24 protein-coding genes are annotated in these 24925 nt (G+C 38.8%); 20 read left to right on the forward strand and 4 right to left on the reverse strand.

Annotated elements, in window-relative coordinates:
* The 7 genes from L1266_RS01125 to L1266_RS01155 all read left to right on the forward strand — a co-directional run bounded on the left by L1266_RS01125 (position 1) and on the right by L1266_RS01155 (position 8295).
* Entirely contained in the window at positions 1-1149 is a 1149-nt protein-coding gene (locus tag L1266_RS01125; RefSeq protein WP_235376623.1) for a 5-(carboxyamino)imidazole ribonucleotide synthase, read from the forward strand.
* Between the two features lie 185 nt (positions 1150-1334).
* Positions 1335-1523 (forward strand): DUF2798 domain-containing protein, encoded by a 189-nt coding sequence (locus L1266_RS01130; RefSeq protein WP_228482543.1) that lies wholly within the window; start codon positions 1335-1337, stop codon positions 1521-1523.
* Entirely contained in the window at positions 1520-2452 is a 933-nt protein-coding gene (locus L1266_RS01135) for a YeiH family protein (RefSeq protein WP_194441448.1), read from the forward strand. The genes L1266_RS01130 and L1266_RS01135 overlap by 4 nt, the downstream gene beginning before the upstream one ends.
* Before the next feature lie 35 nt (positions 2453-2487).
* The gene (locus tag L1266_RS01140; RefSeq protein ID WP_410445777.1) at positions 2488-3612 is read left to right on the forward strand and encodes an endonuclease/exonuclease/phosphatase family protein; all 1125 of its coding nucleotides are present in this window, start codon (positions 2488-2490) and stop codon (positions 3610-3612) included.
* Positions 3613-3717: 105 nt separating this feature from the next.
* Positions 3718-6210: a prolyl oligopeptidase family serine peptidase gene (locus L1266_RS01145; RefSeq protein WP_235376624.1), complete on the forward strand. Its 2493-nt coding sequence runs from the start codon at positions 3718-3720 to the stop codon at positions 6208-6210.
* Between the two features lie 1228 nt (positions 6211-7438).
* Complete coding sequence (locus tag L1266_RS01150) at positions 7439-7786, forward strand: hypothetical protein (protein WP_235376625.1); 348 nt, start codon at positions 7439-7441, stop codon at positions 7784-7786.
* A complete protein-coding gene (locus tag L1266_RS01155) occupies positions 7783-8295 on the forward strand; it encodes a hypothetical protein (protein ID WP_235376626.1) in 513 nt (170 codons plus the stop codon). Before L1266_RS01150 ends, L1266_RS01155 begins: the two co-directional genes overlap by 4 nt.
* A gap of 123 nt (positions 8296-8418) precedes the next feature.
* On the opposite strand, the gene rrtA is transcribed toward L1266_RS01155, so the two are convergent.
* Positions 8419-9003 carry a rhombosortase gene (gene rrtA, locus L1266_RS01160; protein WP_235376627.1) on the reverse strand — a complete coding sequence of 195 codons (585 nt, stop codon included), beginning with the start codon at positions 9001-9003 and terminating at the stop codon, positions 8419-8421.
* Between the two features lie 85 nt (positions 9004-9088).
* Here rrtA and ggt point away from each other — a divergent pair, with 85 nt between their 5' ends.
* The 3 genes from ggt (at position 9089) to L1266_RS01175 (ending at position 13565) form a co-directional block, all read left to right on the forward strand.
* Positions 9089-10846 (forward strand): gamma-glutamyltransferase, encoded by a 1758-nt coding sequence (gene ggt, locus L1266_RS01165; protein WP_235376628.1) that lies wholly within the window; start codon positions 9089-9091, stop codon positions 10844-10846.
* Between the two features lie 174 nt (positions 10847-11020).
* Positions 11021-12715 (forward strand): NAD-dependent malic enzyme, encoded by a 1695-nt coding sequence (locus tag L1266_RS01170; RefSeq protein WP_054553942.1) that lies wholly within the window; start codon positions 11021-11023, stop codon positions 12713-12715.
* Between the two features lie 133 nt (positions 12716-12848).
* Positions 12849-13565 carry an SIMPL domain-containing protein gene (locus tag L1266_RS01175; protein WP_054553878.1) on the forward strand — a complete coding sequence of 239 codons (717 nt, stop codon included), beginning with the start codon at positions 12849-12851 and terminating at the stop codon, positions 13563-13565.
* 6 nt (positions 13566-13571) lie between these two features.
* On the opposite strand, the gene L1266_RS01180 is transcribed toward L1266_RS01175, so the two are convergent.
* Positions 13572-14924 (reverse strand): DUF2254 domain-containing protein, encoded by a 1353-nt coding sequence (locus tag L1266_RS01180; protein ID WP_235376629.1) that lies wholly within the window; start codon positions 14922-14924, stop codon positions 13572-13574.
* 119 nt (positions 14925-15043) lie between these two features.
* On the opposite strand from L1266_RS01180, the gene L1266_RS01185 reads away from it, so the two are divergent.
* The 5 genes from L1266_RS01185 to L1266_RS01205 all read left to right on the forward strand — a co-directional run bounded on the left by L1266_RS01185 (position 15044) and on the right by L1266_RS01205 (position 18140).
* On the forward strand, positions 15044-15418 hold the full coding sequence (locus L1266_RS01185) for an MAPEG family protein (RefSeq protein WP_235376630.1): 375 nt from the start codon (positions 15044-15046) through the stop codon (positions 15416-15418).
* A gap of 1 nt (position 15419) precedes the next feature.
* Entirely contained in the window at positions 15420-16325 is a 906-nt protein-coding gene (locus tag L1266_RS01190; protein ID WP_235376631.1) for a substrate-binding periplasmic protein, read from the forward strand.
* Positions 16322-16954, forward strand: a complete 633-nt coding sequence (locus L1266_RS01195; RefSeq protein ID WP_235376632.1) for a sulfotransferase — start codon at positions 16322-16324, stop codon at positions 16952-16954. Before L1266_RS01190 ends, L1266_RS01195 begins: the two co-directional genes overlap by 4 nt.
* A 45-nt stretch (positions 16955-16999) precedes the next feature.
* Positions 17000-17572 carry a tRNA-(ms[2]io[6]A)-hydroxylase gene (locus tag L1266_RS01200; protein WP_235376633.1) on the forward strand — a complete coding sequence of 191 codons (573 nt, stop codon included), beginning with the start codon at positions 17000-17002 and terminating at the stop codon, positions 17570-17572.
* A gap of 196 nt (positions 17573-17768) precedes the next feature.
* Positions 17769-18140, forward strand: a complete 372-nt coding sequence (locus L1266_RS01205; RefSeq protein ID WP_187489592.1) for a hypothetical protein — start codon at positions 17769-17771, stop codon at positions 18138-18140.
* Here the strand turns inward: L1266_RS01205 and L1266_RS01210 are convergent.
* On the reverse strand, positions 18132-18839 hold the full coding sequence (locus L1266_RS01210; RefSeq protein ID WP_235376634.1) for a metallophosphoesterase: 708 nt from the start codon (positions 18837-18839) through the stop codon (positions 18132-18134). The two genes, L1266_RS01205 and L1266_RS01210, sit on opposite strands and share 9 nt — an antisense overlap.
* A 245-nt stretch (positions 18840-19084) precedes the next feature.
* Between L1266_RS01210 and L1266_RS01215 the strand changes: the two genes are divergently transcribed.
* Entirely contained in the window at positions 19085-20662 is a 1578-nt protein-coding gene (locus L1266_RS01215; RefSeq protein WP_235376635.1) for an ATP-binding cassette domain-containing protein, read from the forward strand.
* A 222-nt stretch (positions 20663-20884) separates the two neighbouring features.
* Positions 20885-21265, forward strand: a complete 381-nt coding sequence (locus L1266_RS01220) for a hypothetical protein (RefSeq protein ID WP_235376636.1) — start codon at positions 20885-20887, stop codon at positions 21263-21265.
* Positions 21266-21361: 96 nt separating this feature from the next.
* Here the strand turns inward: L1266_RS01220 and L1266_RS01225 are convergent, their stop codons facing one another.
* Positions 21362-22228: a hypothetical protein gene (locus L1266_RS01225; RefSeq protein WP_235376637.1), complete on the reverse strand. Its 867-nt coding sequence runs from the start codon at positions 22226-22228 to the stop codon at positions 21362-21364.
* A 435-nt stretch (positions 22229-22663) separates the two neighbouring features.
* Here L1266_RS01225 and L1266_RS01230 point away from each other — a divergent pair, with 435 nt between their 5' ends.
* Genes L1266_RS01230 through L1266_RS01240 form a run of 3 tightly spaced genes read left to right on the forward strand, consistent with a single transcriptional unit; the run spans position 22664 to position 24923 of the window.
* Positions 22664-23059, forward strand: a complete 396-nt coding sequence (locus tag L1266_RS01230; RefSeq protein WP_235376638.1) for a response regulator — start codon at positions 22664-22666, stop codon at positions 23057-23059.
* Positions 23060-23066: 7 nt separating this feature from the next.
* Positions 23067-23960 carry an AAA family ATPase gene (locus L1266_RS01235; protein ID WP_235376639.1) on the forward strand — a complete coding sequence of 298 codons (894 nt, stop codon included), beginning with the start codon at positions 23067-23069 and terminating at the stop codon, positions 23958-23960.
* Between the two features lie 3 nt (positions 23961-23963).
* A complete protein-coding gene (locus L1266_RS01240) occupies positions 23964-24923 on the forward strand; it encodes a DUF58 domain-containing protein (protein ID WP_235376640.1) in 960 nt (319 codons plus the stop codon).
* Positions 24924-24925: the final 2 nt, after the last annotated feature.

Genomic DNA, 24925 nt, shown 5'->3' on the forward strand with positions numbered 1-24925 from the left:
ATGAATATTCTAATTTTAGGTGCAGGTCAGTTAGCTCGCATGATGAGCTTAGCGGGTGCACCGCTTGATTTAAATGTTGTTGCCTACGATGTGGGTAGTGAAAAAATCATTCATCCATTAACTGGTGAAGTTCATAACAGCACATTACAACAAGCTATTGATAAAGCAGACGCAATTACAGCAGAGTTTGAACACATTCCTGATGATGTACTTACATTATGTTGTCAAAGCAATAAGTTTTATCCGGGTAAAGCGGCAATTAAAACAGGTGGCGATCGCGCACTTGAAAAAGCATTACTTGATAAAACAGATGTTGAATGCGCGCCTTACCAGCTAATTACAGAAAAAGCGCACCTTGTTGCTGCCGTAGAGCGTTTAGGCAAGCCGCTTGTGATCAAAACTTGCCAAGCAGGTTACGATGGTAAAGGTCAGTGGCGCTTAAAGTCTGATGATCAAATTGACCAAATCTGGTCAGAAATGGCAGATTTCATTGCATCAGGTACCGAAACTGCGCCGCATTCTATTATCGCTGAAAAGATGATCCCATTTGACCGTGAAGTATCTATCATTGGTGCACGCGACAAAGCGGGTAACACCGTTATTTATCCATTGACTGAAAACCAACACACCAATGGTGTACTTACGCTTTCAGTTGCCGGTAAAGAAAAAGCAGCAATTCAAGAACAAGCAGAGCTTGCTTTTAACAAGCTTGCGCAAGAGCTTGACTATGTGGGTGTATTAGCAATTGAGTTTTTTGACGTACAAGGTACGTTATTAGTTAACGAAATTGCGCCACGCGTTCATAACTCTGGTCACTGGACACAGCAGGGTACACATTGCTCACAGTTCGAAAACCACATGCGCGCTGTTGCAGGTTTACCATTAGGTAGTACAGCGTGTCTTCGTCCTACTGCCATGATCAACGTACTTGGTCAGCCTTCAATCCCACACTCAGTACTGGCAACGCAAGACGTTACAAGTCACTGGTATGGTAAAACGGCTAAACCAGGTCGTAAGATGGGTCATATCAATGTATCGGCTGATAACCTTCACCAATTAGGTGAACGTTTAGCGGCACTGGCTGAAATTCTACCAGAGCAAGACTACCCAGGAGTTGCTGATACCAGCACTCAACTTATTTTAAACTAATCAGTTTAAATTCTAAAAGCCGAGTTTATCTCGGCTTTTTAATTACCCGCAAACTTCGCTAATTTTGTACCTCTTGTCTCAAAGCACTTGCGTCAGGGTCATCTTGCTATAGACTAATATTTTTATATTAATATTAGATCGTTATGTTACATCCTCGATTAAGAACAGTCGTATTTGCGTTCTTTATGGCGCTGTTTATGTCTGGATTTATGTCTTTAGTGATCAGCATTTTTAACGTTGGTTTAATCGATAACATTGCAACCATTTGGCTTAAAGCATGGGCTTTTGCATTTTGTGTGGCGTTTCCTACTGTTATATTTGTTGCACCTGTGGTGCATAAGCTAACCAATAAACTTATCAGAGCACCGTTGTGATAGCCGAACGCCCAAAGCAGTTTCTATTTATTGCACTATTTTTAGTATCAGCATTACCATTTGTTGGCTCTGCTACGGCACTTGTCGTCGGTGCTTTATTTGCCATGATATTAGGCAACCCATTTGCTTTGCAGTCACAAAAAATAAGTAAATGGATGCTAAAGTTGGCGGTGATTGGCTTAGGCTTTGCTGTTGATTTTAATCAAGTTATAGAAGTAGGTCGCAGCTCTATTGTGCTTACTATTGTTAGTATTACCGCTATTATTGGCCTTGGTGAAATTTTATCTCAGTTATTTAAGTTAAATAAAAACACCGGTGTACTTATTTCTTTTGGTACCGCCATTTGTGGTGGTAGCGCCATTGCAGCAATGGCGCCGGTTATAAAGGCCAAAGATCACGAAGTAGCTATATCACTCGCTGTGGTGTTTTTATTAAACGCCCTTGGCTTAGTGTTATTCCCAATGATTGGTCATTACTTTGGCCTGACTGAGCAACAATTCGGTGTTTGGGCTGCACTTGCTATTCACGACACCAGTAGTGTAGTGGGGGCTTCCGCTGCGTATGGCGCATCAGCACTTGCTATTGCCACAACCATTAAACTAACTAGAGCGATGTGGATAATCCCTTATACAAGCATTGCGGGTGTGTTTTGGAAATCAGACGAAAAAGCCAGTATCCCATTGTTTATATTTGGCTTTTTAGCGGCGGCACTGATTAATTCAAGCTTTCCTGAATATCAAGCATTGTGGCATGCACTTAATGTTGGTGCTAAACAAGTGTTAGTAATGACCTTATTTTTGATTGGTAGTGGTTTATCTATTTCAGTCTTAAAACAAGCGGGCATTAAACCTTTTATCATGGCGATGATCTTATGGATCATTGTCAGCAGTATTATTTTACTACTTATAGTAGACGGATTTATTTCATGAAAAACGCTTTATTAACTTCTTCAATAGCACTGGCCATGGGCCTTTTTGCTAATAATATATCGGCGGCTGATTTACGTGTTGCTACCTTTAATGTGAGTATGGATGCCACTAACTACGCTAAAAAAGGCGAAGCAATAGATAAAGATGCTCTAAGTAAAGCATTAGCCAGTAACCACCAGCAAATTCGTAACATTGCCGAAATTATTCAGCGCGTAAGACCTGATGTAATTTTACTCAATGAGTTTGATTATATTGATGCCGACAAAGGCATTAACGTATTTCGTAAAAACTACCTGCAAGTATCGCAAAATAAGCAAGTTGCCATCGATTACCCGTATTACTTTATTGCACCTGTTAACACTGGTTTACCTACTGAGTTCGACCTAGATAACGATGGTGTAAAGGGGCATTACAAAGGCGACGCACACGGCTTTGGCTTCTTTGAGGGGCATTATGCAATGGCAGTATTGTCGCGCTACCCAATCGATTTAGATAAAGCGCGTACATTACAAACATTCAAATACAAAGATATGCCAAATGCACAAATGCCTATCGACCCCAAAACAGGTAAAAACTGGTATTCAGCTGAAGAGTGGCAAGCAATTCACCTAAGTTCTAAGTCTTTTTGGGATTTACCAATAGATGTAAAAGGTAAAACGTTTCACTTGCTTGCATCGCACCCAACGCCGCCTGTTTTTGATGGTGACGAAGACCGTAACGGTAAGCGTAACCACGATGAAGTACGCCTAGTTGCAGATTACATCAACAATGCTAACTACATTTACGATGATAAAGGTCAAAAAGGTGGCTTAAAAGCGAAAAGCCGTTTTGTTATTGTTGGTGACTTAAATGCTGCGCCAGAAGGAGGTAAGGCACGCCCGAATACAACAGACCAAATTTTAAAAAATCCATTAGTGAATACCTCTTTTACGCCAACAAGCAAAGGTGCAAAAGAATCGTATAAAGAAGATTACGCTAAAAACTATACCGCTTATTGGCAGGCTCGTGCTGATTACGTTTTACCTTCAAATTATGGTATTGAAATAAACGGTGGTGGCGTTTTTTGGCCACAGAAAAACTCTGAACTGTTCCGTTTAATTAAAGATCGTAACGCATCATCTGATCACCGTATGGTATGGCTTGATATCAGCTTAAAATAAGCTGTTATTAAACGGAAAAGTTTGGCTGTTTATCCTATAAAAATTGCTATTTCATCAGTGCTTCTGCTTAAATAGGGCGAATTATAATAACCCGTAAGAAGCACTATGAAATTCAAAACCACTGCTAATAAAACGTTAGTGGCTCTCGCAGTCGCATCTAGCTTCATGCTAGCAGGTTGTCAATCAACCGCCTCAACGCCTTCTGAAGAACAAGTTACCAATGTAGCACCAGTTGTTGCTACTCCTGCTGATACAGGTTCAGCTGAAATCACGTTAGAGCAAGCAATGGCTCACCCTGATTGGTTAGGCCGTCAGCCTGAGCGTGCTTTCTGGAATGGTGATTCTGACAGCATCGTTTATGCACAAAAGCAACAAGGTAATGAGTTACGCGATTTATACGTTCAAGCGGTAAATAGCCAATCTGCATCACAATTAGCGTTAAACAAACTACACACTGTAGGCGCTAAAAATGCCGTTTATTCTGCAGATAAGAAGCAACAGGCTTATGCATTTGAAGGTAATATCTTCGTTAAAAACCTAAGCACTGGGCAAATTACACAAATCACTCACGATAGCGCACAGCAATCAAAACCACAGTTTTTAACTGATGGTAGCCTTGCATATCGCCAAGGTAATGCATTTTATAAAGTTGATTTAGCAACGGGTCGTCAAGTTGAATTAGTTAACTTACACCTAGACGATGCACCTAAAGGTGTACAAGAGCCAGACACTTACATCGCAAAAGAGCAGCACAAACTAATTGATTACATTGCGCTTACGCACAAAAACAAAAAAGATCGTGAAGAGCGTAAAGCACAAATCAACGAGCAAAACGACAGCATTGCTAATGCACAATTTTATTTAGGTAAAGGTAAGCGTTTAGCAGATGTACAGCTTTCACCAAATGGCCAAGCACTTGTTGCAGTAACCACAGAAAGCCGTTCATGGCGCGATGAAGGCGATATCATGCCTAATTACATTGCCGATGATGCACGCGTTAAAGCAGAAAAAGTACGCCGCCGTGTTGCTGATGAAAAACCAATCAGCTCAGATGTAGTTTACATCGACCTTAAATCAGGCGAGCAAACAACGCTTGCATTCGATACCTTACCTGGCTTTGATGAAGATGTACTTGCAGCTGTTAAGAAAGAAAACTACGCCCGTGATGGCAAAACTTATAAGTCTGAAAAAGCACCACGTGCCATCAACTTAATGATGGATTGGGGTTGGGACCAAAGTGCAATCCAATGGAACACTGATGGTTCACAAGTGGCACTAATGCTTGAAGCATGGGACAACAAAGACCGTTGGTTAGCTACTGTTGATACACAAAACAACAAACTTGTTTCGCAGCACCGCTTACACGACGATGCATGGGTTAACTATGCATATAACGATTTTGGTTGGTTGAACAACTCAGACACGCTTTACTACTTATCTGAAGAGTCTGGTTACAGCCACATTTATAAAAAGCCACTTAATGGTAAAGCAACGCAGCTAACTAATGGCCAATTTGTTGTTTCTAACTTAACGTTAACAGCTGATAACTCAGCGATTTACTACAAAGCGAACGTTGAGCACCCAGGTCTTTACGAAATCTATCGTGTAAACCCTGCAAACGGTGAATCTGAGCAAGTAACCAACCTTGATGGTATGACTGATTACCAGTTAAGCCCAGATGAAAGCAAACTATTGCTAACTCACTCAAAAGTTATGTCGCCGCCTGAGCTTTATGTTGCTGATGCAAAAGCAAATACTCAAGCGACGCAGTTAACGCACACGGTTTCTGATGAGTTTTTAGCCAAGAAACTGATCGCACCTAAGATTGTTGCTGTGCCTTCAAGCCACACTGATCAGCCAATTTACGCAAAAGTATATTACCCAGCTGATTATAAAGAAGGCGAAACAGGTAAAAACCGTAAAGCGGTTATCTTTAACCACGGTGCTGGTTACCTGCAAAACTCACACATGGGTTGGTCTGGTTACTTCCGCGAGTTTATGTTCCACTCACTACTGGCTTCAGAAGGCTATGTAGTAATGGACATGGACTACCGCGCATCGAAAGGTTACGGCCGTGATTGGCGTACAGCCATTTATCGTCAAATGGGTACACCTGAAATCCAAGATTTAGCAGACGGCGTAAGCTGGATGGCAGACAACGCAAACGTTGATACACAAGCTGTAGGCACCTATGGTGGCTCTTACGGTGGTTTCATGACGTTTATGGCGCTATTCACACAACCTGACTTATTCAAAGCAGGTGCTGCACTTCGTCCGGTAACTGATTGGGCTCACTACAATGGCCCTTATACGTCGAACATCTTAAATCACCCAGATGTTGACCCGATTGCCTATGAAAAGAGCTCACCAATTTACTTTGCTGAAGGCCTTAAGAGTCGTTTATTAATTAACGCGCCTATGGTTGATGACAACGTATTCTTCCAAGATTCAGTTCGCTTAGTACAGCGCTTAATTGAGCTAGAAAAAGAAAACTTTGAAACAGCTATCTTCCCAGTTGAGCCGCATGGTTTTGTACAACCATCAAGCTGGTTAGATGAATATCGCCGTATTCATAAGCTATTTAAAGAAACGCTTTAACTTTTATAACAATTTAGAACTAACCAATCAGCAGTCTTGATATTCAGGGCTGCTTTTTTTTGTTTTAGATACCAATTGATATTTACCATTAGATATAAATACTTAACTTGTTTTTGCCATAAAAAATATCTTAATGTTTATCGCTAATAAAATCCCGAAATCCACCACTCACTAAATTAGGCTGCTTTGTGTCGTTCATCGAATATCGCTTATGATTGTTCACAAGATATTCATTATCGTTGTCTTGCATTGAGCCCCGTTCTAAGTGAGCAATTCAATTACTTGTAACCCTTAGTATTACTGTTCATAGACCTAGCAATATTATGAAACAAGCTAGTTATGTTAATTTAATAGCAAAATGAGTTACAGCGACCGTATGACAACATAAAATTGCACGCGCCCTTTGAATGGAATAAGTTTAGTGATATGCCAATAAAACTTTACCTTTAGTAAATCCATATTGGCTTATGTAAAAATTAGCTTTGTTCAAGTAATACGCCTACAAGTGCTCTTGATAACACTTAGCCTTTTGGTAAAGGTAGTTTAGGTTGCGCAACAACGGAAGCTGAGAACCATGACTCAAAAAAATGTGATGAAATTAGAAAAGATGATAGTTGTGTCGAAAGTTGCATTAACGCTTAGTTTAAATCGATATGTCCAAATGGTACCGATTGTCACGACTACAGTTATAGTTTAGCGGATAAATGTTTAAGATTATGTCAGGTGAAATAGTATGAATCTAAAAAAGATCCAGATATTTAAACTAGTATGGATAACCTGTTTTACTTTAGTCATTCTTTCTGTTTTAGAATCTGTTCAATATGTAAGCCAAACTCACAAGTTAGGAGTGTTCATACTAGTTTTACTTGGACTTTTAAGTTTTCCATTAGGTCCGTTTTTTTTGTATCTAGTTACAGCTTTACCAACTATAGATTATCAAAGCAGTTTTGGTTTAGAAGTGTTTGTTATTAGTATCTGTTGCTTTATCGGTGGATATTTTCAGTGGTTTATAATTTTACCGAAAATTATTAATAAATATTGGAATTAGCTATTAATTTAAAGCCTCTCTAACCGAGGCTTTTGATTAGAATTATACAAATGGAAATAGGATGAAGCTAGTCTATAGCTATCTAAGTTCAACTTGATAGATCTAAACTAATTTAGGGATTACGCTCCTGAATTAGGACGCTATATTCAGTCTGCCCCAATTTGTTTAGAGAAAATGTGTATGCGACCATTAAATGGACTAGGAAAGTTTAGAACTAATGGTGCATCTAATATGAATTTAGGTGTTTTCCACGAACAAATTTTGTATAAGGATGGTACAAATAGTGGCTTTACTGGTAATGGATTGTTCGCTGATGGCTTTTCTTATGCAGATCCTGATACGAGTGGATATTCATGCAACGATAAAGAATACTATGATGCATTAATGAAGAAAGCAGAGGAACGAGCAAAAATCTCATTTGATATGAAAAACTATAATGTGATAACTAACAACTTTCAGGACTATGTTGATGAGGTTATTAACCAGTATTATAACGTATTAGCAGACCAAAATAGGCATGAACGATGAGATGCAAGTGGGTTTTATTAATATTGATTTTTGTTCTAGTTCTTATGCCACCATTAAATATTTATGCTAAGTGGCATTTAAAAACATTCTCAGGTGGATTTATTTATACGCTTTTAAATTTGACTTATGTTCCCGATGATTATTACCAGCAAGTAGGAGGAATTTGGGTTGATACAGACAAAAGTAGAAGTGACAACATACACTTAGAACATCGATATAGAGGGAAATACGGAGTATATGTTGTTGGTGAAACTGTTCAAAATAAAAACCACAATGTCTCAGCAATAATGAATTGTGCAAACAAAATTATAGAGTTAGAATCTGGCTCGAGTAAAGTCACTGATTTAAATAGGAAAACCGCAACCTCTCTCTTAATTGGTATGTACGATGTAGAAAGTGACTTTCCTCACGAAATAATCTGCTCTATATCAATTGACGAAAAAACAAAAGGACAGTTTTTTATATTCGTTAGGAAATTTAGACATTATTTGCAAAGCCTAAATTTTTGAATCCAAAGCCTCGTTAGCCGGGGCTTTGTAATATCTGATATAGGAGATAAATCATAAGCAATTTTTTATGAAACAGATTAAATGGCAAGGAATAATAACCAGATAATTAAATCGCGAGTAAGGTTACCCGCACTTTTTTATTATTTTAATGAAGACAGGCAAAGCCAACATTGTGCCGCCAATTGCGCCGATAAAGTGGGCATCAATGGCAACATTAGACGCGATTAGCTGACTCACCGACTCACTCGGGCCGGCAATTTGCTCCCAAATCACTTTGGCCCAAGTACCAGCAAACAAAAACCAGCCTGAAAACATGCCTGCTTGTACATCTTTTACTGCTCCCCAAATAATCACACCGTGCAGTAGGGCACTTAATCCGGTGTAAATATGGATATCTGGGCAAAATAGCCACACACCTAAGCCACACCATAATGCAAGAATGGCAATATTAAACGCATAGCGAGCAGGGCTTGTATGCTCAGCGTGCAGAGCCCAAATTAATAAAATTCCGGCACAATTTAGGCCTAAATGTGGCCAATTAGCATGCACAAATTGGCTAGTGAAAATGCGCCAAAATTCACCATTTGCAACTAACTCACGGTTAAATTCAAGATATTCATTTAAGTTGAAAAGTGCAAACAAGGAACTAAGTAGTACTAAACACAGTGGCGGCAGAATATATTCTAGTTTCAGGGGCAGGTTTATCATGTTATTTTTGGTGTATCTGAGATTGTCGCCTATTGTGCACGTTTAATTTTAAGATGCCAAATACACTACGGGATTAAGTTTATTTATGTTATTCAAAACCAAAGCGCTGTTAGCTCTGTCCACCTCATTAATTTATTCAACGACTATTTTCGCAGCCCATGCAAAAGTTGAAACTCGCGAACCTGAAGCTGCAACGGGCTTTGCTCATAAGCAGGTTGTTGAAGGCGATAAGTACATGGTCGCAGCAGCAAACCCTTATGCAGTAAAAGCCGGGCAAAAAATGCTTGAGCTAGGCGGTTCAGCGGTTGACGCTGCCATTGCAACGCAATTAGTACTGACACTGGTAGAGCCGCAATCGTCGGGTATCGGTGGTGGTACATTTATGATGTACTTCGACAACAAAACCAAAAGCCTAACTAGCTTTGATGGCCGTGAAACAGCTCCAAGCAATGCTAATGAAACACTATTTTTAGATAAGCACGGTAAAGCCGTAAAGTGGATTGAAGCCGTTGTAGGTGGTCGTTCTGTTGGTGTACCGGGTATTTTAGATGCCTTTGCCACTGCCCATAAGCGTTACGGTAAGTTAGAGTGGCAAACCTTGTTTGGCCCTGCCATTGAATTGGCTGATAAAGGCTTTATTGTGTCGCCGCGTTTACATCAATTATTGGCTAAAGAATTAAACCCAGGGGTTACCAAGCTACCTGTTATTCGTGACTACTTCTTTCCTGATGGTAAACCGCTTGCTGTAGGTGCCGTGAAAAAGAATCCTGAACTTGCCGCGCTTTATAAAGATATAGCGAAACAAGGCATTGATGCATTTTACAAAGGTGAAAACGCTAAAGAGCTTGTGCATGCAGTGCAAAACTCAGCAGTCGCACCGGGTACATTAACGGTTGAAGACTTAGCCAATTACAAAAGCAAAGAGCGTGCACCTGTGTGTGTTGATTATCGCCAGTACGAAGTGTGCTCAATGGCACCACCTAGTAGCGGTGGTGTAGCTGTGTTACAGATTTTAGCCTTACTTGAACATAAAGACATGGCTAAACTTAAACCAAACTCTGTACAGGCGCTGCATTACTTTACCCAAGCATCGCGTTTGGCGTTTGCTGATCGTAATGTGTATATGGGTGACCCTGATTTTATGGTAATCCCGACACAAGGATTACTCGATAAAAACTATATTGCTGGTCGCGCAAAACTTATTTTTGAAAAAGATACTCACGCAGAAGCAGGCACACCGCCAAACTCAGTTGCATACGCGCAAGATGATGCATACGAGCTGCCATCAACGACCCATGTTTCGATTGTCGATAGCCAAGGTAACGCTGTGTCGATGACAAGTTCTATCGAAATGGCGTTTGGTTCAACAGTTATGGTGAACGGGTATATTTTAAACAATCAACTAACTGACTTTGCTTTATCGCCAACTAAAGATGGTAAGCCATTGGCTAATCGTGTTGAAGCAGGTAAACGTCCGCGTAGTTCTATGTCGCCAGTCATGGTGTTTAACAAAGACGGCAGCTTACGTTTAGTGGTTGGTTCGCCGGGTGGTAGCCGTATTATTGATTATGTAGCTCAAGTGGTTGTAGGTGTGCTTGATTGGAACCTAGATGCGCAAACAGCCATTAACTTACCGCGCATTACTAATCGTAATAATTACACAAGCCTCGAAAAGGGCACTGAGCTTGCCAACGCTGAAGCTGATTTTGTTAACCGCGGACACACAGTTCGTATCCTAGATTTAAACTCTGGTTTACATGCTGTTGAAGTTAAAAACGGTAAACTTTATGGCGCAGCCGATCCGCGCCGCGAAGGCATCGCTTTAAGTGATAAAAGCCACTAAAAACAAGCTCAGCAGCCTTAAAGCTGCTGAGTTTTCATGTATACTATCTGCTATGCTATTTAGAGCATAAAATTCATTTTCTTCAATGGTCTGACAAGGTGAATTGTCATTGCAATTTCGCCTTCAAGAGTAATAATGTCAGGTCATAATTATGACGCATCAAAGCTTGGAAATATGACTACAAATACCGATCCAAATTATCTTTATATTCCTTATTCAGGCCCAGGTCTGATTGAAACGCCACTATTAAATAAAGGCAGTGCTTTTTCACAAAAAGAAAGGGAAAATTTCAACTTAGCCGGATTACTGCCACCGCGTTATGAAACGATCGAAGAACAAGTTGAGCGTTGTTACCAGCAGTATTCAAGCTTTAGCGATAATTTAAATAAGCACATTTACTTACGTGCTATTCAAGATAACAACGAAACACTTTACTACCGTTTAGTGCGTGATCATCTTGAAGAAATGATGCCTATTATCTACACGCCAACGGTAGGTGATGCTTGTGAAAAGTTCTCAGACATTTACCGCAGTGCCCGTGGTCTATTTATTTCTTATGAAGATCGTTTCCAAATTGATGATATTTTACGTAATGCCACTAAAGGCAAAGTAAAAGTTATCGTTGTGACTGACGGCGAGCGTATTCTTGGTCTAGGTGACCAAGGTATTGGTGGTATGGGTATTCCAATTGGTAAATTATCACTTTATACAGCGTGTGGTGGTATTAGCCCTGCATATACGTTACCAGTAATGCTTGATGTTGGTACGAATAACGAAAAACTACTTAACGACCCTATGTACATGGGTGCTCGCCATAAACGTATTTCGCAAGAAGAATATGACGAATTTTTAGATCTATTCATTAAAGCAGTTAAACGTCGTTGGCCAAGTGTTTTACTTCAGTTTGAAGACTTTGCACAACCAAATGCAATGCCATTATTAAAACGCTACCGTGATGAAATCTGTAGCTTTAACGATGACATTCAAGGTACTGCTGCGGTTACTGTAGGTTCTTTACTCGCTGCATGTCGTGTTAAAGGCGCGAAACTTTCTGAGCAAAAAGTTGTGTTCGTTGGTGCAGGCTCTGCAGGCTGTGGTATTGCTGAGCAAATCATTAGTACTATGGTTGCTGAAGGCATTAGCGATGAGCAAGCGCGTTCGCAAATTTTCATGGTTGACCGCTTTGGTCTACTTACTGAAGGTATGGAAGGTTTACGTGATTTCCAACAAGCACTTTGCCAATCTAAAGATGGCTTAAGTGAGTGGACTTACAGCGGTGAGTACGCATCACTATTAGATGTAATGCACTGTGCGCAACCAGACATTCTAATTGGTGTATCTGGCCAACCTGGTTTATTCACTGAACAGGTTATTCGTGCAATGCACGCATCTTGCCCACAACCGATTATCTTCCCGCTAAGTAATCCGTCTAAGCAAGTTGAAGCACTTCCTTCTGATGTTATTGAATGGACAAACGGCCAAGCGATTGTTGCTTCTGGTAGTCCATTTGATCCGGTTGAGTATAACGGCCAAACATTCCCAATCCCACAATGTAACAACAGTTATATTTTCCCGGGTATTGGTTTAGGCGTAATTGCTGCTAAAGCTACACGTATTACAGATGCAATGCTGATTGTATCAAGTGAAACACTGGCTGAGTCTTCACCACGTGCAAACACTGGTAAAGGCAGCTTATTACCTGCACTGACTGAAATCCAAGCGTTAAGTAAACGTATTGCATTTGCGGTTGCGAAAAAAGCGATGGAAGAAGGTGTGGCACTTGAGCTGAGCGATGAAGCGCTATGGGCAGCAATCGAGAAAAACTACTGGCTTCCAGAATATCGCAACTACAAGCGCCGTAGTATCTAAACTAGAACGCTTTTAGTGAATGAAAAAACAGGCTTTTTATGCCTGTTTTTTTATATCTGTAAAATGGCTTGTTCATATTCAATTAACCCTTTAAGGTGATAATGAACGGAGTTTTAAATTAAGGAACAGTATTATGCGTAAGTTAGTTTTTACCGCTATGGCGGCAGCACTTAGTTTTAATGTGTTAGCACAAGCAACACCTGATGCGCCACATATTTATATACAAGGTAATGCAACGGTTAAAGCGATCCCTGATAACGTTAAACTGACAGTAGGTATTGTTGAAGTAGATAAAGATTTAATTGCCGCGAAAAACAAAGCCGATGCAACCATGGCGAAAGCGATTAAGCTCGCTAAAAACCAAGGCGTAGAAGAAAAGGGCATTTATGCGTCTAATATCTCGATTAATCGCCAAACAGAATATAATCGTGAAACGGGTAAGCAAGAGTTTGTAGGTTATAGAGTAACGCGTAGCCTGTCTGTAACTTTAACTGATATAAAAAAATACCCAATTATGCTTCAGCAACTAGTGAATTCGGGCATTAATGAAATTAATCAAACGCAATTTGTATCAAGCAAGTACGAAGAGCTACAAAAGCAAGCGCAAAAGCTAGCCATTAAAGATGCCCGTGCTGCGGCGAAAGAATTTGCCAATGACTATGGGGTAGAGCTTAAAGGTCTTTATACAGCTTCAAGTAGCCCACTTGATACAGGTAGCCAACCTTATATGCGTGCCAGCAAAATGGTTATGGCAGAAGCTGCACCAGATAACTATGTACCTGATGCATACAATGGTGGTGAGCTTACGATTACCGCAAGCAGCTATGCGGTTTATTTAATCGAAAACTAAGTTAACTTATTGATTGCTGGCAAACCTTGCCAGCAATTTTTCACCTTGTTGCTCTGAAATACGAGCAATCGCTTTTAGCATATTAGTGATTTGCTCACGGTCGTACTCATTACTAATATGCTTATCTATATCTTCAATAATTGCCCCTAAATAAACAAATAGGCTATCAGTTGCTTTATTGTTATCAGATGCTCTAAACAATATGTTTTTAAATGCCTCAAGCACGTTAACCATTACATAAGCGTCATTTTTTGCGTAGTTACGAATTGGTGTGAAGTTATCATGCAGCAGCTCATCGAATGAGGTTTCGTGAATAAACAGGTGCGGTTGATTGTTCTCGCAACGTTTAAGCGAGTAATTCACATCGTAAATGCCTAAGCGCAATATCAGTAATATGCTCAACATATCTATGGCTTTTACCGCAGTACCGGGATCGTTAATACCCGGGCTCATAGCTTTAACAGCGATTTCTGAAATTTGTGTCATACCGTAGCGGTAATGGTCACTAATATATTCTTCGATATAAAAGATAAAACAGTCTAGTAATTGTTCTACCAGTTCAGGTTTGTCAGATAAGTCAGTATCACACTTTAAAAACGGGTATCCCTTTACTGTAAAGAAGCCTTGTTTAACCGAAATATAAATTTTAATACCGTGCTGTTGGCATAACGCACACAACTTATCGCTATGTGCCCCTTTAAAGTAACCTTCTGTTTTACTTTTAACACTATGCCAGTCATCAAACTCAGGAAAATGCTCAACAGGATTTTTTTGTTGCATGTCAATTATGCATTTAAGCTCGCCTTTGGTATTTTTAAATAAGTCGTTTAGTACATTATCGACTTGAATTGCTTTTGAAATTGAGTGAATAAAAAACACAAAAAAACCAAGCGAAATTAAACCAAACACCAATGAAAAGAAGATACCAAGTGATGGAATACCCATATCTCCATCACCAATGGTGCGTATGTTTATCAGCATTAATATGGTGTAGATAATACTACCAAGATAAAACCCCAGTACTAATTGGTGCGACTTACGGGTAATAAGGCCCGGCAACACACGCGGCGAAAGACTGGCACTGGCACTATTAAGCACCACCATAACCATAGAAAAACTAAAAACCGTTAATGAGATAATGCTGCCGGCAAGTGTGCTGAGGATGGTACGGGCATTCTCCTCGCTATCGACCAATAACACACCAATCAGCTTTTTAAATTCCATTGATAATGACGAGTACTCGACCGCAGTAGTAATTAATCCAAAAACTAAAAACATCACAGAGAGCATTGATGGGTAAAATCCGATACTACTGATCATTTCGCGGTAGTTATCGGCGATTTTTCTTGGCGTAAACATGCACTTCCTTAAGAACTGTTAGACATTAAATATCATAGTGAGCTAACCTAACTACTTACTTAACAGCCTAGCAATAAATTATGCTAAGCGTCTAACTTTAAATAAAAATTGGAAAAACTGTGATTGTTTCAACGTTTGCTGCCATCTTGGCCATTTTATACATTCAACTTAGCTTTCGCGTGATCAAATTACGTAGAGCAAAACGCATTTCACTTGGTGACGGGGGAGATAAAAGCCTACAAGCAGCTATACGAACTCATGCTAATTTTATTGAATATGTGCCTTTTTCGTTGATCCTGCTATTTTTATTAGAGTACCAAGGCCTCCCAAGCCATTATTGCTATATTTTAGGTGCAATGCTGGTTGCTGGTCGTTTTTGTCATAGTTACGCACTTGCTGATAATCTGATGAAATTACGTGTATTAGCTATGATGCTTACTTTCATTACTATTTTGATTAGCGCTGTGATGTTATTAGTTACACAGGTTTTCTGATATGCTAAAAATTGTTTTTCCATGTTTGTTGTTCTTATTTTCAACTTGTTTATTTGCCAATGTAAAAACAATTAATGCCAAGAAAAATCGCGTAACACCACCAACCACTTTACATGTTGTTTATCCTAAAACAATGGATAGCTTAGACGAAGAAGTACTTTATCCTTTAATACTTCTTCGTACAGCTTTAAAAAGAAGTGGTTATAAGTTTACCTTATCACCCGCACCTGAATTATTAAGCCAAAATCGTGTTTTAAAAGAAATTGAAACGACTGGATCTATCAATGTTACTTGGAGCATGACAAACCAAGAGCGTGAAGACACTTTGCTCCCTCTACGAGTTCCTATATTTAAAGGCTTATTTGGTTGGCGATTAATGTTTACTACAGAAGATAAGTTACCGAGGTTGAAGAAGCTAAAATCTCTTGATGATTTAAAATCGATTAACTTAGTTCAGGGTGCAGATTGGCCAGATACACGAATTCTAATAAGTAACGGTTTAACAGTGGCAACGGCAATGGACTTTGAATCATTGTTTGTAATGTTAGATAGAGGAAGGGGGGATTTATTTCCTCGTTCAGTATTAGAGATCCAAGATGAACTTGCGTATTTTAAAGAAGAAATGCCGTTGGTCGTTCTGCCGCATCTAATGCTCAAATACAAAAGCCCAATCTATTTCTTTTTTAATAAACATAATACTAATATTGCTAAAGCCGTTTCTCAGGGGATTAAGGTTATGCAGCAAAGTGGTGAATTTGACGAGTTATTTTTTAAGTACAACGGAAACTTTATAAAAAACGCCCACCTACACGACAAAATTGTTATAGAATTGCATAATTATGATTTACCAAGGTTAACCCCAGTCAACGACAAATCGCTGTGGTTAGCATTTGATCAGGTGCCATGAGCTCTAAAATTTTTATAATCGGTTTACCACGAACCGGCACAACTAGTATCTGTAACAGCTTTTTACAACTCGGTTATAAAACCGCCCACACAGCCTATACCCAACAAGCAATTACAAGTGCAGATGTTATTGCTGATACTCCAGTTTTTAGTGAATACGCCTTGCTTGATGAGCACTTTGCAAATAGCCGTTTTATCAACCTCGAGCGCGATTTAACTAAATGGTTGCCATCTATAAGGCAGTTATTAGCACGCATGCACACTAATTTAATGCGCCCAGATGGTGGTTTTAATAGCCATTTAAAGCGCTGTTATTTTGATGTGTTTGGTAAGTATAGCTTGGCAGAGTTAGAATCTGATGAATACTTAACAGCGTGTTATCAGCGTCACCAACAGCAAGTGGCAGACTACTTTAAAGGGCGTACAAACCAGTTATTAACGCTTAATGTAGCAGACTCAAACAGCCCGCAATTACTTCAGCAGTTTTTAAACACTCAGCAGCCAATTAGCTTTAAACAGCTGAATATGGGTGGCAAAGTCACAGCGTGGAATGACATAAAACACCCAGATAAAGTGTCATCTACCCGAAGTGGTAAAATTGATAAATCTCTTGGTTATAATCACACATAAAATACGTTAAAATCGCCGTAATTATAAGTTTAGTTGTTCCTCATCATGTTTGAATTGAAATACTACACGCCATTTGAATGGACAGAAGGTGTCTTAGCTGACTTCGATACCTTTTTACAAGATCATGCTGCAGCAGAGAAAAAAGCATCAGGCATGGCTATGTCTATGCTTTCTCATTACCCAGACCGTCGCAAGCTTGTTAGAGCCATGACAGACTTAGCACTGGAAGAAATGATCCACTTTAAGCAAGTTTTAAAGCTATTAATGGAACGTGATGTATCACTTGGCAATGACCAAAAAGATCCTTACATCAAACAAATTCGTGCGGTATTTAGAAATGGTCGTGATGAATTCTTAATGGACCGTTTATTAGTAGCAGGCGTTATTGAAGCACGCGGACACGAGCGCTTTTCGCTTGTTGCAGAGGCTTTACCTGCAGGCAAAGAAAAAGAGTTTTATGTCGCGATTGCAAAATCAGAAGAAAAACATAAAAACTTATTCGTTGAACTTGCTTACGAGTATTTCGATAAGCAAGAGGTTGATACACGCCTTGAAGAAATCCTTATTGCAGAAGCCGAAATCTGTAAAAATATTCCATTTACAGCAGCGCTTCATTAACTTGATGCTTGTGTATTAGACCTTTTAGCCTAATACACAAATTTATGTTCAAACCCCAAAGCAGTAAATTAGGGACTAAAAACAATAATTAAGTATCCTGCAAATAGTTACGCTAATTCTAATTGATTAAATAAACAGCATACATTCATCTTTCTCTCCTATAGTTAAATTAGTACCTAACTGAGAGGAATAGAGCATGAAATGGATGATGACTCTTACGACGTTGTCGTTAATAGGGATTGTATTCACCGGTAATTCTATTTATACCGAAGTGAAGCTCTTTCGTTCAAACGATAAGCCAACCGAAATAACTGCTAGTATGTATCGCTCGCTTATTTGGCATAGTGATATTTATAAAGACGATGAATTTCTACATACCGCACAAAGCTACTTTAGCGATGGCAAAATTGATACGCGTGAATACAGTAAACTAACTAGCCTGGCAAGCAAAACTGCTGGCCCAATCATCTACATTCAAGAAACAGATGAGCAGTTGTGGCATGCAAGACTAACCTACAAAAAATACCTTGAAGAGAAAACGGTCGAACGACTGGCAAGTTTACATTGATGAAAACTGCTTGATCAGCGTGCTAAGCTCAACAATGGTGGGCTTACCGCTGAGGTAATTAGTATCAAGGTGGTAACTATTGCCAAGCCAATAGGGCTTTTTGGTTGTGTTATGACCATGCACTGAAAAGTCGATACTTGGATTTATTAAAGGTTTTTTCGCTTTGGTTAAGCTCCTATCCCAAAGCAAAGTGCCAATCGCTTGTTGTATATCTTGAGTAGGATTTTGCCAATCCCAATCCGCATGTGTTGTATGTGATAAACCAACTTTAATTTTGCCGTATTCAACATAGTAAGAAAGCGGGCAGTTAAGTAGCTGCTTACAGACAAATGCGAGCTCTTCATCAGTTGCATCTAAATGCCAACGGCCGCCATTCTCAACCCATAAACGGTAGTAACTTTTATCCTTTGCAAGTAAAGACTCAAGCAACATATGCTCGTGGTTACCAAGGCACATATGTACACCAAGCTCTTTAAAACGAGAAAGTAACGCAATGCTGTGCTCCCCCCGATCAATCACATCACCCAGTGAAAACAAAATATCTTCGCTTGGATTAAAATTAACAGAGCAAAGCGCCTGTTCAAATTTAGTTAAATCTGCATCTAAATCGCCAATAACAAATACACGTTTACTTTCATTAATTTGCATCTTAACTTGAATGGGGTTTTGCGAGGCAAGAGGGCTTTTAACTAAATTCAAAATACATTCCTTTAAGCAGCTAATAATTTAAGACTATCATAACTCGTTGCTATTTGAGCACAGGGTGGTTATTATCTAGCCTCACTTTTTAGGAGTTACCGCCAACATGAACAACTAAACCTGTTATCCAATTTCATTTTTATCTTTTTGGACCAACAGGGTTAGTAGGCGTTGCTCACTATCACTTTTATAATATTACTTTTCGTGTGATCAAGCGCTTATGCCCCTGTAGTACAGGAGGCACTATGCCACAACTTCAAGCTTTTAATTTATGTTACCAACATGGCAATGGCGATGTTGTATTTAACGACCTTTCATTTTCACTCACTGCTAAAGTCACCGCATTAGTCGGCAGGAACGGCTGCGGTAAATCTATTTTAGCATCACTACTTGCTAAGCAAAAAGAGCCTAGCTTTGGTACGGTTGTTTGTAATTCAACCCTTGGCTTTTACCGACAAATGAACGATGTAAATCAGGCTGATAACCAAACTATTGCAGAGGCTATTGGGCTAGAGCCTGTGTTTAATGCCCTTGATGCTATAAACCAAGGGCATGTTACAGAGCAAAACTTAATGTTAGTTGAGGGTAATTGGGACTTACCAAAGCGCTTTAATGCAGAACTTGTAAGGCTTGGCGTAAACAACAAAACCCCTTACTCACTAAGCAAATATTTAAGTGGTGGTCAGCTTAGTCAATTAAAACTTTGGACACTATTTACCTGCATAAAGCCCGACATTTTAATACTGGATGAGCCATCAAACCACCTAGATGCAAAAGGCAAAAGCTGGCTTATAAAGCAAATACAAAGCTTTAAAGGGCAATTATTACTAATAAGTCACGACCAAGAATTATTAGAACAAGCCCATGAAGTTTGGGAGCTAACAACCCTTGGTTTAACACAATATGGTATCCGTTTTTCTGAGTACCAAATACAAAAGCAGCAGCAAGTTGCTGCCCTTGAAAATAAATTAAACCACATTGTTAAACAGCAAAGTAAGCTTAAGGCAGCTGAACAACTACAGAAGCAAAAAGCACAAAAACGAGCATGTCAGGGCGCAGCCTTAAGAAAGTCAGGCAGTCAGCCTAAAGTGTTGATGGATGCTAAAAAAGACAAAGCCAGCGCTAATTTATCATCTAAAAGTAAAAACGCCGTTAAGCGAGAAGGTGAACTCATTCGTAATAAGCAACAACTTTCTAGCAAGCTTGAACAAACTAAAGCGCAGCAATTTTATTTAGTGCAATCAGATACAGCCAAGCACCATAAAGTACTTAGCCTGGAGAACGTTGTATTAGCATACGGAACACAAAAGCCGCTTAATTTTCAGGTGTTCAATGATGATAAAATTCATTTAGCGGGTGCTAATGGCACTGGTAAATCAACCTTACTTAAAACTCTGACATACGACATACCAGTAAAAGCAGGGCAGTTACATTGCAATCAAGCACTCTATTATTTAGACCAACATTTTGCATTAATAAACAACGAGCTAACCCTGCTTGATAACATTTTGTTTTACTGTAAAAGCCTAGATGTGAGCACCGTGCGTACTCTACTTGCTAGTATCGGCTTTAGAAAAGACGCTGTTTTTAAACATGCCGCACTTTTAAGTGGCGGTGAAAAAATGAAGCTCGCCATGTGTATCGTCAGTAATATTGAAAGTACTGCATTCTTGTTACTCGATGAGCCCGATAATCATCTCGACCTTGAATCAAAACAGCTCTTGGCTCAGTCATTACAGGGCTTTAAAGGCGGGTTTATACTCGTAAGCCATGATAAATACTTTGTAGAAAGTGTCGGCTGTAATAGGCAAATTGGTTTATAAAATAGTCATTTATAAATAAGCGTGCTAGGGTGGTTGTAGGTACTTTATACCAATCCGCAATAATACTTAATCATTTTGAGGGATTAAACCTGTCGCTAACTGCGTTAAAAATTTCTGATTTAGAACAACTAAATAACGAAATTTTTGCCTTGCTATCAACGAGGTTTTATTGCCTCAAAATTGACTACTTAATTAAGCGAATTGGTATTACAAGGAATGACTATGAATTTTACAGCCGCTTACCGCATTTTTACTGCTTTATTTATGCTGATAGTAACCATCGGTTTAGGCATGAAACTGAATGATTTTACCTCGGTGATCTACGTATTCGTGCCTTTATTACTAATGCTAGGCATCTCATTTATGCCATTTTTTAAACAGCGAAAACTGCGTTTAATACTGTTTTCGGCTCCAATCGTTATTCTTTACGGCTTTGGTTTTTACCCTTGGCTTACAAATTACCAAGAAGTCGCCGTTTCATCATCTACTTCAACCCTCGATTTTATCATCATCCCAGTTTGGGCCACCTTATACGGCGCGGGTTTTGTTGTATTGCATGAAATAGCGCTGGGTGTTGCTAGGGCGTTTAATTGGGGGAGGTGAAATCGTAGGCTGGCTTAAAGATAGCGGGGCGGCTTTAGGTTTGAATCTATTCCATTAAATTAACTAATTATAACTACTAATGATTTGAAACTTAGTTCAAACATTTAAAGTAATATGCTCTTTTCTCTCATCAAAGTACTTGTCTGTAAATTTACTAAATTTTTTATTTAACTCGTTTGTAAGTTGAATGCTGTTAGTAGCACCATGAAAATTTACCAACATTAAGATTAAATCGTGACAATTTTGAATATGTATAAAGATTTCACGTTCTTGTGAGATTTTTGTCGAAACAATCAAACCAGGGATTTCTAATTTACAAAAGAACTCTTCTTTTAAAAAAAATAGTTTAAGGCCTTCGGTTGGTTCACCGTATTCATTCGTTTCGGTGAAGACTCCATTTAAACCAACGTTCTTTTCATGCTTTATGAAGTTATAAAAATTACTAACGTAACTCTTAAAAGCTTCGTCAATTATTGAAATATCAACTTCGTTCACATTCTTGTTTATTGAAGGATGAGGAAACATCTTTTTGTACAAAACTTCAGGTTTAATGGTAATTTCACTTGATGCAAATCGAGCATTTATTGCTTCACAATGCTCGATGAAATATTTGTAGTGGTTATAAAAATTATTTGCCATATTATTTTGTTCAACTAACCGGTTGCTCTTGGCTTTTTGCTTCGATGAGTGAAATCTATTGATCATAACAGCCAAGGTAACTGGTATTGTAAGAAGAGTAATTGGGAATGCGTAATAATTTATAAAAGAAGCAAGTGACTCTGATGATACATGAGGATTGTAAAGGCCATCTAAAATGAGGTCTTGAGTTAAAGAAAAAAACAACCAAAAAATAAAACCAAATGGAACTAGTACAACAATCCAGAAAATTCGGTTTTCATGAAGGGCAATATCTTCATCAATACGAATAGAATCTAATATCCAATCCCAAAACTTTTTTAACATACGAGCTTTAAATCCTTTAAAGTATTATTACTCCTTACTATATTTAAAAATATACAAACAACCAAGGTGCGGTAGTGAAATTAAAATGCTTAGATTGCCACGTTTAGAAATGACCATTTCATAAAAAGCTATAAATTCGTGAAAACCCAAATTAAGCAAAAAAGGGGTTAAAAAACCTTAGAATCTAACGACCAATGAACCTGATTATAAAGATAAACGCCTTATTTAACATAATATAAATTATAGGAAGTAAAGTGTCTCTACATAGCTATACCTTTCTCTGTGCATGTTAAGTCCAATACTAGACGGTATCGGACATTAAGGTGTTGTTTTATCATATTATTCATTTTATTAGTGCTTGTTTCTTGAGCTTAGTTATCTCATGACTTATATTAAAACTATCAACTTGAGATGTAACGATAAGATGTAAACGATATGGAATTTGTGAAGCCGTTAGAACCTATTCTGATAATCGATGATATGCAAGATATCCGCGACTATCTAAATCAAATTTTAACTGGTCTTGGTTTTGACGATATTTTAGAAAGTCGAGATTTTGAATCAGCTAAAACGGTTATTGAAGAAAAGTCACCTAATGTCATCTTTCTTGATATTGAACTACCTGACACTGACGGTACGGAAATTCTTGAATACTTAAATGACCGCCATCCTCATACTCATGTTGTTATGTGCTCTGGGCATAATAGTCTTGAGAATGTGCAAAACACCTGGGAATTAGGTGCTAAAGGTTTTATCGCCAAACCATTCAACGCAAAAAAAGTCGACTCTGTTATGAAACGTCTAGAATTGATGGAAACCATAACAAATTAAGTAGTTTATGAATTCGACAATCCAACTCATTATCGATGACCTATCAACGGTTATTTTTGGTAAGCAACAACAAATCAAGCTCGCCCTTACGTGTTTATTTAGTGAAGGTCACCTGTTAATTGAAGATTTACCAGGCATGGGAAAAACCACGTTATCTCATGCACTTGCCGCAGTTCTTGGTTTGTCGTATCAACGTATTCAATTTACTAGCGATTTATTGCCTTCTGATATTCTTGGTACAAACATCTTTGATGCTAAAGAACATAGTTTTTCATTTCATCAAGGTCCTGTATTCAGCCAAGTTGTTTTAGGTGATGAAATTAACCGTGCCGGTCCTAAAACACAAAGTGCACTGTTAGAAGCAATGGAAGAAAAACAAGTGACGGTCGATTCGGTTAAACACGCCCTACCATCACCATTTTTTGTAATTGCTACGCAAAATCCTGTACATCAATCTGGTACTTATCCGTTACCTGAGTCGCAATTAGACCGCTTTTTTATGCGTATTAGTCTAGGTTTTCCTGATAAACACGCTGAGAAAAACCTCATTTTAGGCTTAAACAATCGTAATTATGATGACTTACCTGTGCGCATTAACCCTGAGCAACTTGCTGTTATTCAAAAAGAAATAAACACTGTAACGATAAGCAACGCGGTGGTTGATTATATTCTTGAGCTCGTTGCGTTTACTCGCCAAGATAACCATTTTGTAAACCCATTATCACCAAGAGCGAGCATTGCGCTTGCCCGAGCTGCAAAGTCATGGGCGTATATTGAAGGTCGTGATTTTGTAATGCCTGAAGATGTACAAGCGGTTTTCCCTAGTGTGACTGATCACAGGCTTGGCTTAAATGCTGGTGACAGCGGCTATGCACTTAAACATGTGCCCGTAAGCTTATAAAACATGTTTAAGCGCCCTGCTTTTATTAATCAATTTCGTCAGTCAGTTTTTAATAAGTTATTAAAAAACAAGCATAAAACTAACGAAATTGAGCTTCAGCATAAAACAATTTATGTATTACCCTCAAAACTTGGTGGGCAGTTTTTACTAATTGCCTTACTGAACTTTGTGATGGGCATTAACTATCAAAACAACTTGATTTTAGCCATGGCCTATTTAATGGTGGTTGTTTTAGTATTTGCGATACTCACCGGCTATAAAAATGTGCGAAGTTTGTCGGTTAAATACCAGTCAATAAACGAAAGTTATGCGCCAAAAAACCCTTTTGCGCGTTTTCAAATTCACGCACGATCACACTGTGAGCTTATAAAACTGGTTAATGACAACCTTGAATCTGAAACTGTATCACTGCAAAACAAAGAGAAAAAGACCGTTGAAATAGTGCTTAAATGTAGTGAACGTGGTGCTTATGGCTTTGATAGAATTAAAATCATTAGCCACTTTCCATTTGGTTTAGTGTCTGTGTGGAGTTACATTGAACCAACCGAAACCGTGTATGTTTACCCACAGCCTATCGCTACTGAAAAGCTTGATACTCAGCTCCATGACAATGACGAACACGACGGCGATAACGCACAAGTTAAAGCTGGTAATGATGACTTTTACCAGCTTACCCCTTTTGTGCAAGGTACAGCGCTTAATAAGGTATCGTGGAAACACTACGCTAAAACTCAGCAGCTATTAACGAAAGAATTTACCAGTGACGCATCACAGGAATTAGCACTAAATTTCAATATGTTGAGTGGCAATAATGAGCATAGATTAAGCCAGTTATGTTTTTTGGTGAACCAATTAACTGACCAACACATGGCGTTTTCGTTAACCTTACCCAATAAATACATTGCAAAAGGCCAAGGGGTCAATCATCAAACAACCTGCCTACAAGCTTTAGCGGAGTTTTAATT

It is taken from the genome of Pseudoalteromonas sp. Cn5-37 (assembly GCF_021532495.1).
GTDB lineage: Bacteria > Pseudomonadota > Gammaproteobacteria > Enterobacterales > Alteromonadaceae > Pseudoalteromonas > Pseudoalteromonas simplex.